Annotated in this window: 13 protein-coding genes; 12 read left to right on the plus strand and 1 reads right to left on the minus strand. The window is 59.5% G+C overall.

Going from position 1 to position 17034, the window contains the following annotated elements; genetic code table 11:
* Nucleotides 1–220: 220 nt before the first annotated feature.
* From MOQ67_RS12210 to MOQ67_RS12245, 8 genes are all read left to right on the plus strand, one after another.
* Nucleotides 221–1882: a DUF1302 domain-containing protein gene (locus tag MOQ67_RS12210; RefSeq protein WP_014338791.1), complete on the plus strand. Its 1662-nt coding sequence runs from the start codon at nt 221–223 to the stop codon at nt 1880–1882.
* A 30-nt stretch (nt 1883–1912) separates the two neighbouring features.
* Nucleotides 1913–3274, plus strand: a complete 1362-nt coding sequence (locus MOQ67_RS12215; protein WP_198718620.1) for a DUF1329 domain-containing protein — start codon at nt 1913–1915, stop codon at nt 3272–3274.
* Nucleotides 3275–3369: 95 nt separating this feature from the next.
* Nucleotides 3370–4500, plus strand: a complete 1131-nt coding sequence (locus MOQ67_RS12220) for a YCF48-related protein (protein ID WP_198718621.1) — start codon at nt 3370–3372, stop codon at nt 4498–4500.
* A 35-nt stretch (nt 4501–4535) separates the two neighbouring features.
* Nucleotides 4536–7067 (plus strand): efflux RND transporter permease subunit, encoded by a 2532-nt coding sequence (locus tag MOQ67_RS12225; RefSeq protein WP_198718622.1) that lies wholly within the window; start codon nt 4536–4538, stop codon nt 7065–7067.
* 47 nt (nt 7068–7114) lie between these two features.
* A complete protein-coding gene (locus MOQ67_RS12230; RefSeq protein ID WP_198718623.1) occupies nt 7115–8086 on the plus strand; it encodes a lactoylglutathione lyase in 972 nt (323 codons plus the stop codon).
* Nucleotides 8083–8901, plus strand: a complete 819-nt coding sequence (locus tag MOQ67_RS12235) for an enoyl-CoA hydratase/isomerase family protein (protein ID WP_198718624.1) — start codon at nt 8083–8085, stop codon at nt 8899–8901. The genes MOQ67_RS12230 and MOQ67_RS12235 overlap by 4 nt, the downstream gene beginning before the upstream one ends.
* Nucleotides 8902–8931: 30 nt before the next feature.
* Complete coding sequence (locus tag MOQ67_RS12240) at nt 8932–9753, plus strand: SDR family NAD(P)-dependent oxidoreductase (RefSeq protein ID WP_198718625.1); 822 nt, start codon at nt 8932–8934, stop codon at nt 9751–9753.
* Between the two features lie 99 nt (nt 9754–9852).
* A complete protein-coding gene (locus tag MOQ67_RS12245; RefSeq protein WP_236309651.1) occupies nt 9853–11457 on the plus strand; it encodes a phytoene desaturase family protein in 1605 nt (534 codons plus the stop codon).
* 143 nt (nt 11458–11600) lie between these two features.
* On the opposite strand, the gene MOQ67_RS12250 is transcribed toward MOQ67_RS12245, so the two are convergent.
* Nucleotides 11601–12266 (minus strand): TetR/AcrR family transcriptional regulator, encoded by a 666-nt coding sequence (locus MOQ67_RS12250; RefSeq protein WP_198718627.1) that lies wholly within the window; start codon nt 12264–12266, stop codon nt 11601–11603.
* 174 nt (nt 12267–12440) lie between these two features.
* On the opposite strand from MOQ67_RS12250, the gene MOQ67_RS12255 reads away from it, so the two are divergent.
* The 4 genes from MOQ67_RS12255 to MOQ67_RS12270 all read left to right on the plus strand — a co-directional run bounded on the left by MOQ67_RS12255 (nt 12441) and on the right by MOQ67_RS12270 (nt 17023).
* Entirely contained in the window at nt 12441–13718 is a 1278-nt protein-coding gene (locus tag MOQ67_RS12255; RefSeq protein ID WP_198718628.1) for a cytochrome P450, read from the plus strand.
* Nucleotides 13719–13768: 50 nt separating this feature from the next.
* Nucleotides 13769–14800: a hypothetical protein gene (locus tag MOQ67_RS12260; RefSeq protein WP_198718629.1), complete on the plus strand. Its 1032-nt coding sequence runs from the start codon at nt 13769–13771 to the stop codon at nt 14798–14800.
* Nucleotides 14801–14887: 87 nt separating this feature from the next.
* The gene (locus MOQ67_RS12265) at nt 14888–15676 is read left to right on the plus strand and encodes an SDR family NAD(P)-dependent oxidoreductase (protein ID WP_014338802.1); all 789 of its coding nucleotides are present in this window, start codon (nt 14888–14890) and stop codon (nt 15674–15676) included.
* 45 nt (nt 15677–15721) lie between these two features.
* Nucleotides 15722–17023, plus strand: a complete 1302-nt coding sequence (locus MOQ67_RS12270) for an MFS transporter (protein WP_014338803.1) — start codon at nt 15722–15724, stop codon at nt 17021–17023.
* The last annotated feature ends 11 nt before the right edge of the window (nt 17024–17034 follow it).

Raw genomic sequence — 17034 nt, forward strand, 5'->3', positions numbered from 1 at the left:
ATAATTCTGTATATAGAATTGAAATCTTTATGTGGAATTTTTGGTTCTTATCCGTTACGGTAACTTCAGCTGAGGAGGGAAGCGGTCCTGGAGCGTGCCAGGCCTCCGTGAGCGGACTGTCCAGGCGGGACTTGCAACGATCCTGTGAGGTTTCGCAGATTGTTGGAAGGACTGTTTGAACGCACTAAACGACTGAAAATAAAAATAAAAGGTAGTGTGTATGAAAGAGAAGACCAAACAGGGTCGGCGGGTGCTGACTCAAGGTGCGCTGACACTGTTGATGGTTGGCGGCGCACAGGTTTCGATGGCGGCCTCGTTCGACATGTCGAACCCGGACTACCGTGTGCGTTGGGACAATACGGTCCGTTACAACCTCGGGATGCGCACCGACAGTCAAGACAGCCACATCATGAACACGCCGAACTACGACGAGTCGGACGGCAAGTTCGATAAAGGCGATATCGTGACAAATCGCCTCGATCTGTTGAGTGAGTTCGACCTTTCCTACCTCAACGAATGGGGAGGGCGACTCAGTGCCGCCGCCTGGTTTGACCAGGCTTATCACGACGACTCGGTGACCAGTAACATTCCCGGCTACGCGACCAGCTATCACAACAATAAGTACAGCGATGAAGTGGATCGCTACATGAACGGACCGTCGGGCGAGATCCTCGATGCGTTCGTCTGGCGCAACTTCAACATCGGCGACACGCCAGTCAACGTGAAAGTCGGTCGCCATACCAACTATTGGGGCGAGGGCCTGCTCTTCGGCGCCCACTCCGTGTCTTACTCGCAAGCCCCGAGCGATGGCGTGAAGGCGTCAACCAGCCCAGGTATCGAAACCAAGGAAGTGTTCCTGCCCGTCGGACAAGTGTCGGCCAAAGCGCAGGTCACCGACCGACTCTCCCTTGCCGCTCAGTACTTCTATGAATGGGAACCGACCCGGATTCCATTCGGCGGCACCTATTTCGGTGGCGCCGACCCTCTGTTCGAAGGTCCGGACCAATTGCCGGTGGCTGCCAATGGGGCAACGTTGCAGCGTCAGGATTCGCGCTTCGGGCGTGACGGCAAGAACTGGGGCGTGATGGGTAAGCTCAACGTCGAAGAAATCGAATCGACCTTTGGCGCCTACTATCGTCAGTTCGATGACTACCAGCCTTGGCTGGCACCGCAGGTCAAAGCGGCATCGGGCTCCTATCGGGTGGTCTACCCACGCGGCGTGAAACTCGCTGGTGTCAGTTTTGCCCGGGTCTTCAACACCGTGGCGGTAGGGACCGAGTTGTCCTATCGCATGGGCGGCGCGTTGAATGCCACCGGTGTCAGTGCCCTGGATGATGAAGGCCCTCGCGGCGATACGATCCACTTCATCGCCAACGCTGTCTACGGCGTACCGCGTAACTTCATTTCGGACAACGCCACGCTGGTCGGTGAGTTCGCCTACAGTCATTTGCAACGGGTGACCGAACACGAAGAACTGTACAAGGGCGTCGGTACGGCGGCCTGTACCAATGCCAGGACTCCCGGCATTCCTGATTCGGGCAGCGAAGCCGATGGCTGTTCGTCGAAGAACTACTACGCCGTCGCCGTCAACTATACGCCACAGTACATTTCCATCTTTCCGTCCTGGGATCTGGATGTTCCATTGACCGTCAACTACGGTCTGCATGGCAACGCACCGACTGCCGGTGGTGGGAACGAGGGAGCGCTGTCCTATTCGATCGGGCTGAAGGCAACTTACGCGCAACTCTATGAGTTCGGGTTGCGCTATGCCGACACCCGGGCTCAACCCAAGCACCTGGCGAACGGGACCGTGGCGGGTAACGGGCCCGTGGGCGGCACCGACCGCGGCTGGCTGGCGTTTACCTTCAAGACCTCCTTCTGACAAATACAACAAGAATCGGAGAATGTGTTCATGAAACGACAACTTGCCCTATCCATTGCCCTGATGAGCATGGCGACCTACACCCTGGCGGCAGGCGGTGACGCCTCGGAACTGGGCAAAAGCCTTACCCCGTTCGGGGCGATCAAGGCAGGTAACGCCGAAGGTACGATTCCTGCCTATGATGGCGGCTTGACCAAGGCACCGGCCGGCTTCGTAGCGGATAGCGGGTTCTGGGTCGACCCGTTCAAGGACGAGAAACCACTGTTTCGCATTGATGCCAAAAACGTTGACCAGTACGGGGACAAGCTCAGTGAAGGGCAAAAGGCCCTGATCAAGAAATACCCGACCTACTACATCGACGTTTACCCAAGCCACCGTACGGCGGCCTATCCTCAGGCGGTACTTGACGCCACCGTGCGCAACGCCACCAGCTGTCAGATCCAAAAGGACGGGTTGGCAGTCGATCCGGCCTGCCGTGGCGGCTTGCCGTTCCCGATTCCGAAAACCGGCAACGAAGTGATGTGGAACCAGCAGGTGCGTTACAAGATCGGCACCGGCTACTCGACCACGTCTTCTTCCAATAGCTGGGTAGTCGATGCGAACGGCTCGATTACCAAGACCGCTGAACAGGCGACCTTCGAGGAAACCCCTTATTACCAAGTGACTCAGCAGGATCGCGACCCATTGATGTATGCCCGGGTGTTCTCGCGCAATGACTATCCGGCGCGACGTTCTGGTGAAGTGGTGGTACTGACCGACTTCCTCGATCCGTTGGCCAAGGCGCGTCGTTCGTTCAGTTATTCCCCAGGCCAGCGCCGGGTAAAACTGGCGCCGGAATTCGCCTTCGACACGCCGGTCGCCAGCCAGGGTGGTGTGACGCTGTTCGACGAGCTGCAAATGTTCTCCGGCAGTCAGGACCGGTTCGACTACAAACTGGTCGGCCGCAAAGAAATGTACATCCCTTACAACGCTTACAAATTCTACTTCGGCGTCAACAAGCAGGAAGATCAGTTCATGCCGCACCACGCCAACCCGGCGAACGAGCGCTGGGAGCTGCATCGGGTATGGGTCGTGGAGGCAACATTGAAACCGGGCATGCGCCACGTCTACAGCAAGCGCACCTATTACCTGGATGAAGATACCTTCGGCGTTGGCCTGTATGACGCCTGGGACAAGAGCGGCGCGTTGTATCGCTCGATCTTCCTCAGTGGTGTTCAGCTCTACGACAAGAACATTCCCTATAACGTGAAGAACGTCGTTTATGACTTCAACAAAGGCATGTACGCGCTGCTCAACGATGCTTTGAAGGGTGGCTACAAGTTCGTCGACAAACCACTTTCCGAGCGTGACATGAACCCTGAAGCCATTGTGGCCCGGGTTACTCAGCGCTGACGTGACTTCGTCTGTTCCGCCTGCCGGTTTGCGCATCAAGCCTGGTAGGCAGAACGGGTGGGTTTGCCACGCGGGATGGTTAAGGAATAAAAATAATGACTAGCCCTTGCCCTGCTTCTTTTCTCCTCTCCACGTCGCGCCTGCTACTGGCTGTCGCGTTGACCGTCGGCGCGAGTCCGTGGGTGACGACGCCTGCCTATAGCGCAGTCGCGTCGTCCACCGATTCGCTGGACGTGCCGGCGCAGCGGGTGGACGAGCGTCTGCCCGCACCCTTGCTGTCGGTCGCCAGGGCTGGCGATGCGATGATCAGCGTCGGCCTGCACGGGCTGATTCAGCGCTCCACCGATGAGGGCCGAACCTGGCAACAGGTTGACAGTCCGGTTTCAAGCGATCTGGTGCAAGTACGGTTTCGCGATGAGCGCAATGGCTGGATTGTCGGTCACGACGCTCTGGTCATGCACACCACCGATGGTGGTGACAGCTGGCAGGTGCAACTTGACGGGCGCCGCCTGTTGACGTTGCTCAACGCTTACTACGGCCCGCGGGCCGAAAAGGGCGATGAATCCGCAGCCCAGATGCTCAAGGAAGTTGCCATGGCCGCCAGCACCTCGGCGACGCCGGACGTGTTGGCCGCACCGTTTCTGGATGTGATGTTCGATGAGCACGGCAGCGGATTTGCCGTGGGTGCCTTTGGCATGTTGTTGCACAGCACTGATAACGGCCAGAACTGGGAGCCATGGATCGAGCGCAGTGACAACGATCGGCGCATGCACCTGTATGGCCTGGCGGAGCATGCCGGTACTTTTTATATCGGTGGTGAACAGGGGCTGTTGCTGCGTCTCGACGGTCAGCAACAACGTTTCGTGAAAATCGATACGCCCTACACCGGCACCTACTTCGGCGTCCGTGCCTTCGATCATCTACTGCTGGCTTACGGACTGCGCGGCAATCTGTTGGCCAGCCGTGATGACGGCCAGCAGTGGCAGCCCGTGGAGACCCGGCTCAATAGCAGCCTGGTCAGTATCGTCGAGCAGGGCAACGCCTTGATCGTCGTAAGCCAGGGGGGGCAATTGGTCAGTGTCGATCGGCAGAGTTTGCAGGTCAGCCCGTTGACCGATGCGCGGGTAGGCGAGGTGTATGCAGCCACCGCCACCAAACAGGCTGGGAGCCTGGTCGTCACGCGCTTCAGCGGCGCGAAGGTCATCGATATCGCCCCGGCCAACTAACGCCGCCGGCACGATTCCCCTACGAGAAAGAAAAAATGGTCGAGCAAAAATTCAACAGCGGGATGCCAGTGATTGCCAACCTGGAGGACTTTGACAAGCACTCCGGTGGCTGGTTTGAACGGGTCATTTTCCGTCATCGCATGGTCGTCATCGTTGCCTGCTTGCTCGCCACGGTCGTGCTGGGCTTCTTTGCTACCCAGCTGCAGGTGAATGCCAGCTTCGAGAAAATGATTCCCAGCTCCAGCCCGTACATCAAGAATTACCTGGCCTATAAAAACCAGTTACCAGGCCTGGGCAACAGCATTCGCGTGGTGGTGGAAAACAAGACCGGTGACATCTACGACGCTGACTACTTGCTGGCCCTGCAGAAGGTCAACGACACCCTGTACCTGATTCCGGGTATCGACCGTTCCTGGATGAAGTCGCTGTGGATGCCCATCGTTCGCTGGAAAGAAGTGACGGAGGAGGGCATCGATGGCGGTGCGGTGATGCCAGCCGATTACGACGGCAGCGACAAGTCGATAAAGGCGCTGCGCCGCAACATCATGCGCGCCGGCATTATCGGCAACCTGGTGGCCAACGACGGCCGGTCGAGCATGATTGTCGCGCCACTGCTCGATACTCATCCGCAGACCGGGAAACCCCTGGACTACGGTGACTTTTCCAAGCAGCTGGAAGCACAGATTCGCTCGCTGGAAAGCGACAAGGTGGGCATTCACATTGTCGGTTTCAGCAAGCTGGTCGGCGACCTGATCGACGGCCTGTATTCGGTGATGCTGTTCTTTGGCGCCTCGGTGGTGATCGCCGGCCTGTTCGTCTACTGCTATACCCGCTGCCTGCGCAGCACCCTGTTGCTGGTGAGCGTGGCGGTGGCCGGTGTGGTGTGGCTGTTGGGTTTGATGCAGATCCTCGGCTACGAGCTGGATCCGTATTCGATTCTGGTGCCGTTCCTGATTTTTGCCATCGGCATTTCCCATGGCACGCAGAAGATGAACGGCATCCTCCAGGATATTGGCAGGGGCACTCATAAGTATGTGGCCGCGCGATATACCTTCCGCCGTTTGTTCCTCACCGGCCTTACCGCGCTACTGACCAATATCGTCGGTTTTGCCGTGCTGGTGATCATTGATATCCCGGTGATCCGCGACCTGGCCCTGACCACCAGCATCGGTGTGGCGGTGTTGATTTTCACCAAGCTGCTGCTGATTCCGGTGGCGCTGTCATATCTGGGTGTGAGTGAAAAAGCCGCGCGTATCGCCATCGCCAAAGACCAGGCCGATGAAGCCAGCCGAGGTTTGCTTGGGCATATCTGGCGTGGTCTCGACCGCTTCACCGAACGGCCGGCGGCCACGGCAGTCATTGCCTTGTCGCTGTTGGTGACCCTGCTGGGCAGCGTGGTGATGATGCATCTCAAGGTGGGCGATCTGGACCCCGGTGCACCCGAGTTGCGCGCGGATTCGCGCTATAACCGCGACAACGCCTACATCACCAGTCATTACGGACTTTCCAGTGATCAGTTCGTGGTCATCATGAAGACCAATGAAGACAGCTGCCGTCTGTACCAATCGCTGCAGAGCATGGACAAACTGGCCTGGCGCCTGCGCCAGACACCAGGAGTACAAACGACCCAGTCGCTGGCCGAAACCGTGCGGATGATCAGCTCCGGCATGGCTGAAGGCAGCCCGAAATGGTTGAGCATCAGCCGTGACCAGGCGATCACCAACTCGGCGGTGGATGCGGCGATGATTTCCGCGCCGGGGATCACCAACCAGCAGTGTTCGGTGACCCCATTGATTGCCTACCTGGCAGATCACAAGGCGGACACCCTGAGCCGGGTATTGAAGGTCTCCGAAGAGTTCGCCAAGGAAAACAACACCGCCGCCGGCGCTGAACAGCCCGTGGAATTCCTGTTGGCCGCGGGTAATGCCGGCATCGAGGCCGCCACTAACATCGAGGTGGAGAAGGGCATCATCACGATGTACCTGGCGGTGTATGGCGCCACGGCCTTGCTGTGCCTTCTGACCTTCCGCAGTTGGCGCGCAACTCTGGTTGCACTGATTCCTCTGCTGATGACCACGATCATCTGCAAGGCGCTGATGGTCTGGTTGGGCATCGGCCTGAAAGTGGCCACCTTGCCGGTCATCGCCGTGGGTGTCGGTGTCGGTGTCGATTACGCGTTGTATCTGCTGAGCGTGCAACTGGCGGTACAGGAACGTGGTGGCAGCTTGGCCGTCGCTTATCGCCGCTCGCTGGATTTCACCGGCCGTGTCGTCGCACTGGTGGGCCTGACCATGGCCGCGGGGGTGATTACCTGGGCCTGGTCGCCGATCAAGTTCCAGGCGGACATGGGCATTCTGCTGACCTTCATGTTCCTGTGGAACATGCTCGGTGCGCTGGTGTTGATCCCGGCCCTGTCGCATTACCTGCTCAATCCCAAGGGCAATTCCAAGGCCGGAGTGACCCTCGACCTTGAAGACGCCCGAGCGCAACAGGAGCCGCGTAAACCCGCGGCCGGCGCACCTACACACTCATTGACTGAGCTCGCCTTACCCCGGCGTGCCCGCTGACTAATAGCCGGGCCCAGGCCCTGGCTGGCAATTGCAAGGAGATAAAGATGTTCGAGTTATTGATGAGTGCCGACATGATGGTTCCAGACCCGGACGGCATGACGGAAATGTTGGTCGACAAGCTCGGGATCTACAAACACGAGCGCTGGCGCCAGGCGTTCGATAATCACCCGTACATCGCGCATTTTCTGCGTGTACACAAATCCCTGGCGGTGTCGCCAACGCGCATCGAACCGCAGTGGCACCTGGATCGCCCTAACCCTGGCGACCCGCTGTTCCATGATTTTCTGGAAAGTCTGAAAGATTTCCAGGGCCATCATCGGCCGATGATTACCCACTCCATCGTGCTGGCTCTGCACGGGGACAAGTTCGACGCGCTGGTGGACAAACTGATGCGTCGTCGCTTGCCATTCCGCATGGCGCAGCGCACCCCGGAAATGCCGTTCGATCGCCTATGGCTGGGTGCTACTCCCGAGCAACCGTATTACCAACCCACTGTGGATGGCGGCCTGTGCATTGAAATCATGCCGACCGAGCCGTTGCAGATGCCACCGGAAACCTACCAGTTGCCGCCGATGCAGCCGCGCGACCTCAAGCCCGGGGACATGGTGCGTGTCACCGCCCGTGGCTTCCTGGTACGCGACCTCGATGAAACCCTGCGCAAGGTGTCGACCAACCTCGACTGGGAGCCGAGTGGCCCGGTCGAGACGATCGGTAGCGAAGGTTACCGCCGTGCGCGTATGGGGTTCACCGTGCCCAACAGCGCCACCCTCGATGTACTCGAGGCTACCTACTGGAACACCGACGCCGGCCATTACGTCAATAACTGGGGCCCGGGTCCGTACTACATCCGCATCGGTGTCAACGACCTGGCGGCCAAGGCTGAGGATCTGCGGTCACGCGGCACGCGGTTCCAGTGGATCGAATCCTCGGAAGCTGTAGGCGGCCGTGCGTTGATCAAGATCGATCCACAAGAACTCAATGGCCAGGTCTTCGAGTTCGAGGAGTGCCCTGTATGAGCACAGCGCAAAACCCGCAGCCTCCCGTGCTGATCAACGATGCGGTGCGCCTGGAGCGTGATGCCATGGTGGGCTGGGTGGTACTGACCCGGCCCCGGCAGATCAATGCCATCAACGACGACATTCGCCAGGGCGTGCCACAGGCACTGGCGCTGTTGCAGCAAGACGCTGAGATTCGCGTGATCGTGATTCGCGGGGAAGGTGAACGGGGATTTTGCGCGGGCGCCGATATCAAGGAACGTCGTGGTCCGGAGTCGAGCCTGCAAGTGCGCCAGCGCATGGAAAAGGTGCGCTGGATCGAAGCGCTGGATGGCATCAGCAAACCGGTGATCGCCGCCATCCATGGCTACTGCATGGGCGGTGGGCTGGAGCTGGTACTGGCGTGTGACATCCGTTTCGCCGCGCCCGATGCTGTGTTCGCCCTGCCGGAAACCGGCCTGGGCCTGATTCCCGGTGGCGGCGGCACGCAACGACTTTCCCGAGTGGTGGCGCCGGGTCAGGCATTGGACATGTTGCTCACCGGTGACCGAGTGGGTGCCGAACAAGCGCAGCGCATCGGATTGGTCAGCCGCTTGGCCAGTGACAACGCCAGCCTGCTGGACGAAGTACGGGCCTTTGCTCAGCGCATCGCCAGCAAACCACCCACCGCGTCGGCGTTTGTCAAACAAGCGGCCCGCGCGGCGCTGGACATGGACCTTAAGCGTGGCCTGGACCTGGAGCTTGATCTGTTCTCCTTGCTGGCCCCGACCAAGGATGCCCGCGAAGCGGCCCAGGCTTTCAGCGAGCGGCGCGAACCGCGTTTTACCGGCGAGTAAAGCGCCATCCAAAACAATAAGGAACAGGACATGAGCACAGGAAAACTGGCAGGGCGAGTAGCCATTATTACCGGCTCCGGTGGCGGCCTGGGCGCTGAGTGCGCCCGGGTACTGGCGTCGCATGGTGCAAGTATTGCGGTGGTCGATATCAATTTCGAGGGGGCCACTGCCGTTGCCGAGTCTCTGCTTGCCACGGGGCATCAGGCCTTGGCGATCGCCACGGATGTGTCCTCGGAAGACGACGTTCGGGCGATGGTCGCCCAGGTGAAAGAGCGTTTTGGCCGTATCGACATACTGCACAACAACGCGGCGATTCTGAATGCGGAGCAACGTCAGCTGGACCGCGACTTCGTCAACCTCGACATGCAGGCCTGGGACCGCGCCATCGCCGTCAACCTGCGTGGCGCGGTGCTGTGCACCAAGCATGTGATTCCAGTCATGCTGGAGAACGGCAAGGGCTCGATTATCTTCGCCACCTCGGGTCTGGGCATGCAGGGCGATATGTCCCTGACCGGCTACGCCACCTCCAAAGCGGGGCTGATGATGCTGCCGCGCATGGTGGCCTCGCAGTACGGCAAGCAAGGCATTCGCGGCAACGCCGTGCAGATCGGTCTGGCGCCCTCGGAGCACGCCATGCCTGAACCGGTGCTCGACATTCTGCGCGACAACCACTGCACCGCCGAGCTGGGCACACCTCGGCAGATCGCCGATGTAGTGGCGTTCCTGGCCAGTGATGAATCCTCCTTTGTAACCGGCACCACTCTGGTCGCCGACGGTGGTTTCAGCAGCCACACACCGTCCCTGGTGGCGATGCGCGCGCTATTTGCGCAGATGGGCCGCACCGGCATGTAACGCTTGGCGCGGCGCACCCTGCGCGGTGCGCCGAGGCCGATCTTCGCCGCCACAGCCGCCGCGTGCCGCCGTGGTTGAATTTCGACATGGAAGCATGTGATGAACCAGAACCAAATTGTGAGAAACACTGATTTCGATGTAATCGTGGTCGGTGGTGGCACCAATGGCTTGTCAGCGGGCTGCTACTTGGGCATGGAAGGCAAAAAAGTGCTGGTACTGGAGGCGTTGGATAAGGTCGGCGGGATGGCATCGTCTGGCTACCTGATACCCGAAGCGCCGCAGCATCTGGTGCACCCCTGTGCCCTGGACATGATGTCGATGCGTGTACATTCCCATGTGCCGATGGAATTGGGACTGGAGCGACACGGTTTCAAGTCGGTGGAACTCGCGCCAGGGTATGTGTACCTGCACCCGGATGGGCAGTCGCTGATTTTCTGGCGTGACCGTGAGAAAACCGCTGCCGAGATACGCCGCTTCAGCAGTAAGGACGCCGAGGCGTTTCTTCAGTTCATGAAAGTCATCGACATGTTCCTCGATATCGCGCTGCCGATGATGCGTGTCGACCCGGCCAAAACGAACCTTGGCGTGAAGCTGAAAATGCTCGGCACCGCGATCAAACACAAAGCCTTGAAACCCGAACTGATGGCGCTGATGACGGGCTCCGCGTTGCAGGCGGCGCGTGAGCGCTTCGAGCATCCGGTGACCATTTCCGCGATGTGCGCACTCACCGGCCTGGCGGGAGATATCAGCGCCGATGGCGGTGGTATCTATTACGCCTTGCTCGGTTTCCTCCATCGTTTTGGCGTGGGTCGAGTGATGGGCGGTATGCAGCAGTTGAGCAATGCCATGCAGGCTCGCCTGGAAGAGCTGGGCGGCCAGGTGCTGGTGTCGGCCAGCGTCAGTGAAATCGTTGCCAGGGATGGGCTGATCAAAGGCGTGAAACTGGCCGATGGCCGCCAGTTTACGGCCCGCGCAGTCATCGCGGGTTGCCACCCCAAACCAGCGCTGGACATGGTCACCCGCGGCGAGATCCCTCAACACCTGCTCACCCGCATCGCCATGGCACCCGCCAACGGCAAGGGCTCGGGGCCACTGAAGGTGGATGTTGCCTTGCGTGGGCAGATTTCCCTGCCACGTTTTGCTGCAATTCGCGGCGACGGTGTGGATCTGCGCAAAACCGTGATGTTGATCGGCACCGAAGAGGCCGTATTGGAAAACTTCGCCGCCTGCGCCCGTGGCGAGGTGCCGAAGTTGCCCTATATCACCGTGGCCGCACCGAGCGCCGCCGACCCCTCCCAAGCGCCAGCCGGTCAGGATGTGTTGTACATCTATCCGCCTGTGATGCCGGTGAACCCCAACGAAGGTTGGGACGCGTTGCGTGAGCGGGTGGCCGACCAGGCACAAGAACAGCTGTATGACTATATCGAAGGGATTGAGGGGCAGGTGATTGGCCGACGCATCGAGGCCGCCCCGGACTTTACCGAACGCTTGAACACCGTGAATGGTTGCGTGGTGCATATCGACACCACCTCAATGCGCTCGAGCACCATGCGCCCGGCGTACGGTTTGGGAGGCGATACCTTGCCAGTGGCGGGATTGTATTTGGGCAGTGCGGGCATTCATCCGGGCGGCGGGGTAAACGGCATGGCCGGGCGGTTGGCGGCCAAGCGGGTGAGCAAGTACCTGAGTAAAAAAGGTAACTGAGCCGTCGACAGATAAAACCTGTGGGAGCGAGCCTGCTCGCGAAGGCGGAGTGTCAGGCGGCGATGATGGTGGAAGTGCCTGCCCCTTCGCGAGCAGGCTCGCTCCCACAAAGAGATCGTATTTATGCAACGCGCTGACAGTCGTTAAACGCTGTCGGCGTTTTTTTCTGCGCCCAGAGAAATACTCGCCAATACAAAATCCGCCGAGTACTGGCGCCAGGTAGCCATGCCTTGCGCCGAGTCCGTGTCCAGCCCGGCGAGTGCCGACATTGAATAGCGGTTGGTGAACCAGCCAGTGGTTACCAGGGATGCGCTGGCCAGTAGCAGGCGCGGATTGATGTCCGCGCGAAAATCACCACTGGCAGCCCCGCGCATCAGAATCGCGTCGAGCTTGGCGATCAGCTTCGGTGCCATTTCCAGAAAATGGTTGCGCGGTGTTTCGTGGGTATCGTGGTAGCGAATGCCCTCCAGCGCCAGGCTGCCGAGGAAGGGGTCTAAACGGTACTGGTCGAAGAAATGGTTGAGCACGGCGCGCATCGCCACCGGCGGTGAAAGCTCTTCGATATTGAGGTTGACCAGCTCGGACATGATGTTGTCCGAAGATTCATCCAGTACCGCTACAAACAGGCCTTCCTTAGAGTTGTAGTAGTGGTAGACCAGTTGCTTGGTGACGCCGGCATCCCGGGCAATCTCTTCCACGCGCGCGCCGGCCAGGCCTTTTTTAGCGAACTCCACGCGCGCAGCAGCGAGCAGGCGATTCATCGTATTGCGTTTGCCCTGTTCGCCACCTTCTGCTGCCTTTACCGCCACCTCGTACTCCTCCTGCCTGAATGGGGTCACAACTTGAAGCATAGACCTGAGCGCCATCGTTTGACCCTGAGTCAAACGAAGCGGACTACCGGTGCAGACACAACCGCATACCATGAAATGGCAGCCGGGCAATCTTGGTGTGCAAGAAGAAGAAAAACAAGACAGGAGATCCTGATGAGCAACGAAAGCGCAGCACTGGACCTGGCAACCGCTTATTCTGCCGTATCGCAAATGTACCGCGGCACCGACCTGGATATTCACGCGGTGTGCCGCGAGCAACGGCTGAAATCGCCCATCTATGAAGGCGACTTCATCACCCAGTTCGGCGTTCCGACCAATGCCGGGACCCAGCAGGGCACTCGCCCGACCTTCGCCTTGTTCAAGTACCAGGATGTGATGACCGTCCTGCGCGACGGTGCGACCTACACCAGTGGATTCATTGCCGAAGGTCTGGGCGCGTTCTTCGATGGCCTGATCATTCTTGCCATGGACGGTGACGAACACCGCAAGGTCCGCGCCTTGCTGCAACCGGCATTCATGCCGGAGACCGTGAACAAATGGCGCCCGCAGATCGATCAAGTGATTCGCGAAGAATACATCCGGCCGATGCTGCCAGCGAAGAAGGCCGACTTGATGAAGTTCGGCCTCGAACTGCCGATTCGCATCATGTACGCCTTGATGGGCTTCCCTTCGGATGACCCCTCCAAGTACAAGCAATACGCCGCCTGGGCCTTGGCCATTGTCGGCGGCAACCAGATTGACCCGAGCAAAATGGTTGAAGCGCGCCGCCAGGCCGGCATCGCCGTCAAAGGGCTGTACGACGCGCTGGCCGAGGTCGTGGTGCAACGCCGTGCCGAGGGTAGCCAGGGCGATGATGTGATCGGGCGTTTGCTGCGTGCCGAATACGAAGGGCGCACGCTGGATGACCATGAAGTGATCACCTTCACCCGCTCGTTGTTGCCGGCCGCTGGCGAAACCACCACGCGCATGTTCGGCTCGGTGATGACCTTGCTACTGACCACGCCCGGCCTGCTGGAGCGCGTCAAGGCCGACCGCTCGCTGATCGGTAAACTGATGGACGAAACCACCCGCTTCGAGCCGGTCGCCACCTTCAAGGTGCGTGAAACCGCCAAAGAAGTGGAGTTTCACGGCGTGAAGATTCCCAAGGGTTCGTTTGTCCAGTGCATGGTGGTGTCCGCCAACCGCGACGAAGACGCTTTTGAAAACCCCGATGTATTCGACATCGATCGCAAGCCAAAACCCTCCTTTGGTTTTGGCTTTGGCCCGCACATGTGCATCGGTCAATTCGTAGCCAAGGTGGAAATCAGCTGCGCGGTCAACGCGATCCTCGATCTATTCCCCAATTTGCGCCTCGACCCGAGCGAGCCTGTCCCGCAGATCGGCGGGGCGCAACTGCGCGGCGTGTCCAAGCTTCCGGTGATCTGGGACTAACCACGCCTAAGAGCCATCTCCAGGCCTCAACAAAAACAACAGAGGGCATTATGAGAACGTTCAAGACCATTCCGGAACGCGGTGATTTTGGCTTTCAACAACTGGTCGGGCCGCACAAGGTCACGGGGGCTTCGATGTCCGCCGAACGCGGTTTCTTCGGGCTGCACCTGAGCAAGAGTTCCCCGTTCGGGTCGGTGCGCGATGAACAAGGCAACATCTATTCATTCGTGCGTTCGCTGATGGCGCCCAATGGCACCCCGAACCCGACCAAGTTCTTCTACCTGAACAACCACGTCGACAACGTCAACCTGCGCATGGACCACGAAAAAATGGCCCGGCAGGCCCTGACGCCGTTGCCCGTGCACAGCCTGGAAGGCGATGTCGCACGCTGGGCCAGCCAACCGGGTGAGCCCGGTAATGGTTGGGAAATCACGGCCAGCAGCGAGCGCCTGACCTGGAAGGAAGAAGGCCTGTTTCACCTGGAAGGGCGTCTGCTCGGCCCGGGACTGCAGTGGTACTTGCCGGGTGTGGACTGGGGCACCTTCTACGTTTCGCAGTTGTGGGACATCGCCGGTGTCTGCGAGGGGCGGGCGGTGAAAGGCGCCATGGCGCTGGACCAGTTCTACATGGCCGAAGGCGGCGCTATTCACTTCAAGAAAGACCTGGTGGTGAACAACAACAAGCACGTGATCTGGTGGTCCTTTGTCACCGTTTACAAAGACGGCAGTTGGGACACCGGTTCCTTCATGGTCGGCCATGACCACTTGGGCTACGCCATTTTCAACAATGAAAAGGGCGAGGTACGGGTCACCACCGATATCGAAGGGCAAACCGTGCACAAGGACGGCAGTTACTTCCTGAAGTCGGCCAAAATTGTCCTGGAAGGCCAGGAAGAGTGGGAGTTCCTGCCCGACGAGAAGGGGGAGATGATCGACTTCGTCGGTGGCTTCCCGATCACGGCGCAGCAAGAAGGACGCTGGCGTCGGGTGGGCGATACCCGTGAGCCTTCGCACTGGCTGGGCTGGGGCGAATCGGACCGACGTAACGGCTCGGCCCGTAACGTTCCAGGCAGGGACCTGTAGTCGGTCGGGTGCGCCGGGTTGCGATGGGTTACCCGGCGCGCGCGCTGCGTCAAAAGCCTCTTCTAATAACAACAATGAGGAACCGCAATGAAATTCCGTGACAAAGTCGTGCTGGTCACCGGTGCCGGTCGAGGCATGGGCCGTGCCATTGCCCTGGCCTATGCCCGCGAGGGCGCCAAGGTGGTCGTATCGGCACGCACCGCTCGATACGGCGAAGAAACGATCAGCCAGATCAAGGCCCTGGGCGGTGAGGCCTGTCTGGTCGGTGGCGACATCGCCGACCGCGAGGCGATCAAGTCGATGGTGGAAGGTGGCGTGGAGCGTTTTGGCGGCCTGGATATCGTGGTGCATTGCGCGGCCGATACGAGCCACGGATTGATCGCCGACATGGCCGATGACACCTTCGATCACATCGTGCGCAGCAACATCCAGTCGTTGTTCTGGCTGGCCAAGGACAGCGCCTTTTACCTGTCCCGGGCGGTCGATAAAGGCCGGTTGATATTCATCTCCTCCGGCGAAGCCAACCGCAAATATACGCCTCGACTGATTGCCTATAGCTCCAGCAAAGCCTTTATGAACGCCTTCGCTCGTGGCTTGGCGGTGGAGTTCGGCGCCATGAATATTCTGGTCAATGTTGTCGAGCCCGGGCTGATCGGCACTGACCATATGCTGGAAACCCTGGGCAATGAACTGCCGCATAAACTCGCGGCACATTTTCCCGTGGGGCGTTTGGGTGAGTCCGCCGACATTGCCAATGCCGTACTGTTTCTGACCTCCAACGAGGCCTCCTACATCACTGGCACCTCGCTGCTGGTGGATGGAGGCGCCACCATGGTCGCGCTGCCCAAAGTCGAAGAAATCCTCAAGGGCCACTAATCATGTCGCGCGTCCGCAATGGCGGGCCGCGCTGGGAGTCAGGTCATGACTACAAATACACGCAACAGCACCACCTCGGCCCACGCCGGCAATGATTTCTCCGAGTTCAAGCGTGGCTGGCACATTGTCCTGCTGGGGTTGTTTGGCATCTGCACGAGCATTTCCGCTGCGTTGCTGTATTCCTTCGGCACCCTGGTGATTCCGCTGGAGCAGGCGTTCGGCTGGAGTCGTGGCGACTTGCAGGCCTCGATCACCTTTCTGTTTGCTGGTGTGGCGATTTCCACGCAGTTGGTGGGTGGGTTGTATCGCCGTTACGGATTGCGCCGAGTGGCGATTGTTTCGATGGTGCTGCAGATCGTCGGTTACCTGGCCATCACCCGGATCCAGGGCTCGATTGGCTGGTTGTACCTGGCATTCTTCATCATGCCGATCATCTGCGCCGGCACCATTGCGATTACCTGGACACAACTGGTCAACCTGTGGTTCGAGCGTAATCGTGGGTTGGCGCTGGCCGTGATCCTGTGTGGCACCGGCTTGATGGCGATGATTCTGCCGCCGCTGTTGTCGCGGTTGATTGCCGCCTACGGCTGGCAGGCCGGGTTCATTGCGTTGGCGGCGATGCCGATGCTGTTTACCCTGCCTTTGTCATTGATGTGGTTACGCATGCCGGCACCGCTCGCCAGTGCTGATGCCACGCCTCAGAAAGCGCTTGCGCAACTGACTGGCATGTCGTTCAGACAAGCCTTGCGCTCAGGGATGTACTGGGGCTTCAACGTCGCGTTGATATTGTCGGTGTCGTTGACCGTCGGCATGGTCACCAACCTCGTGCCGATGCTGCAAAGCAAGGGCTTGAGCCCCCAGCAGGCCAGTCAGATTTTCAGCAGCTTTGGTATTTCCATCATCGGCGGACGTTTGTTGGTGGGCTATCTGCTGGATCGCTATTCACCTTCGGTGGTCGCGGCCGTGAGCCTGGCGCTACCGGCGCTGGGTTGTGCGATCTTCCTCTTGGGCGGGGCGCAGAACACCTCGTTGCTGGTCCTTGCCACCCTGTGCATTGGCGCCAGTGCCGGGGCTGAATTCGATCTGGCGGCCTTCCTGATGGCCCGCTATTTCGGCCTGAAGGACTACGCGCGAATCTTTGGTTTGCACCTGTGCCTGATTACCATCGTCTCCGGGCTGGTGCCCATGCTGTTCGGTCATCTTTATGACGTGTACGGCAGTTATTCGGCGGTGCTGGTGTGCTGTTTCTGTTGCGCCATCATCGGTCCGATCATTCTGTTGTGGTTGAAGATGGAGCCGGCATTCCTGGCCCGTCAACAAAACCCGCAGCAAGGACAACACGCCTGACCCCACCTGAG

Source organism: Pseudomonas sp. LY-1 (genome assembly GCF_053502595.1).